The 1836-nt window shown below is 67.9% G+C and carries 2 protein-coding genes; both read left to right on the top strand.

Annotated features, from left to right (window positions below):
• The first annotated feature begins 237 nt into the window (after positions 1–237).
• Complete coding sequence (gene ndk / locus CKO33_RS13135; protein ID WP_200182677.1) at positions 238–669, top strand: nucleoside-diphosphate kinase; 432 nt, start codon at positions 238–240, stop codon at positions 667–669.
• Positions 670–741: 72 nt separating this feature from the next.
• The coding region (gene rlmN / locus CKO33_RS13130; RefSeq protein WP_200182676.1) for a dual-specificity RNA methyltransferase RlmN at positions 742–1836 on the top strand (1095 nt) is incomplete at its 3' end.

Here is a 1836-nt window from a genome sequence, read left to right as displayed (position 1 = left end):
AGTCCTTGGGTCTTGAGCATGAGGATCATCCTCCGATGATCCCAAACCCCGACCGCCTTCAGGCTCACTTCACGCTGGAATCACGTCCCTCCTTCAGGCTCATGTGTCGTTGGACAAGGCTACTGATTGTCTCCCCCCCCTGCCACGGGGTAAGATTGCCCCCTTCTTCCGATACGGGGCGCGCTCCCTGCGTGCCCCGCACCGCTATGCAACCCTCGATCTTCCTGGAGACGCCGGATGGCCGTTGAACAGACCCTTTCCATCATCAAGCCCGATGCCGTGGCCAAGAATGCCATCGGCGACATCTACAGCCGCTTCGAGAAGGCCGGCCTGCGCATCGTCGCCGCGCGCATGATGCAGCTCACCCGCGAACAGGCCGAAGGCTTCTATGCCGTGCATAAGGAACGCCCCTTCTTCAACGATCTGGTGTCCTTCATGATCAGCGGTCCGGTGATGGTGCAGGTGCTGGAGGGCGAGGACGCCATCGCCAAAAACCGGGAACTCATGGGCGCCACCAATCCCAAGGAGGCCGCCCCGGGGACGATCCGCGCCGATTTCGCCGAGAGCATCGACGCCAATGCCGTGCACGGTTCCGATGGCGCCGACACCGCCCGCGAGGAGATCGCCTTCTTCTTCCGGCCCGAAGAGATCTGCAAACGCACCCTTTGATGCCCGCGGATTTGCGGGTGCCCCGGGCCCGGGGACGGTCGCCATCTCCTCCCCGGGCCGCTGGACCGAACCATGACTGACCAGGCTAGGCTCAACCTGCTGGGGATGACCCGGCCGCAACTGGTGGACTTCTTCGCGCAGCGCGGGGAGAAGCCCTTCCGTGCCGTGCAGGTGCTCAAGTGGATGCACCAGCGGGGCTGCAGCGACTTCGAACAGATGACCGATCTGGCCAAGAGCGCCCGGGCCTGGCTCGCCGAGGCGGCGGAGATCCGCGCCCCCGAGGTGGTGCTGGAACAGGCGGCGGCGGACGGGACCCGCAAGTGGCTGCTGCGTCTGGACGACGGCAACTGCATCGAGACGGTGTTCATCCCGGAGGAGGGGCGGGGGACCCTGTGCGTCTCCTCCCAGGTGGGCTGTGCCCTGGGGTGCAGCTTCTGTTCCACCGCCCGTCAGGGGTTCAACCGCAACCTCACCGCGGCGGAGATCATCGGCCAGCTGCAGGTGGCCCGTCAGCGCCTCCAGCCCGGTGAGGGGCAGAGCCGGGTGGTGACCAATGTGGTGCTCATGGGCATGGGCGAGCCGCTGCTGAACTTCGACGCCGTGGCCGCGGCGGTGTCCCTCATGCTGGAGGACCATGCCTATGGCCTCAGCCGTCGCCGGGTCACCGTCAGCACCGTGGGCGTGGTGCCCGGGATCGACCGCCTGCGGGAGACCGAACCGGTGGCCCTGGCCCTGAGCCTGCACGCCGTGGACGATGCCCTGCGGGACCAGCTGGTGCCCCTGAACCGCAAGTACCCCCTGGATCAGGTCCTGGCCGCCTGCCGGCGCTATGTGGGCCGGGGTGGTCACCACGACCGCATCACCATGGAATACGTGCTCCTGGAGGGGGTCAACGACAGCCCGGATCAGGCCCGTGCCCTGGCCCGGCGCCTGCGGGACGTGCCCTGCAAGATCAACCTGATCCCGTTCAACCCCTATCCGGGCAGCCCCTACCGCCGTCCCGGGGAGGCCGCCATCGCCCGTTTCCGGGACATCCTGGTGCAGGCCGGCTACACCACCATCACACGGCGACCGCGGGGGGACGACATCGACGCCGCCTGCGGCCAGCTGGTGGGCCGGGTGGCGGAACGGGCCCGGCGGGGGCCATCCCCGGCGGGCCCGTTCCGC

Source organism: Ectothiorhodospira mobilis (genome assembly GCF_016584115.1).
GTDB lineage: Bacteria > Pseudomonadota > Gammaproteobacteria > Ectothiorhodospirales > Ectothiorhodospiraceae > Ectothiorhodospira > Ectothiorhodospira mobilis.
This window is presented reverse-complemented; position numbering and strand designations above follow the sequence as displayed.

Excerpts from the sequence above, each read along its gene's own strand:
- ndk (WP_200182677.1), top strand. The coding sequence starts at position 238 with ATGGCCGTTGAACAGACCCTTTCCATCATCAAGCCCGATGCCGTGGCC.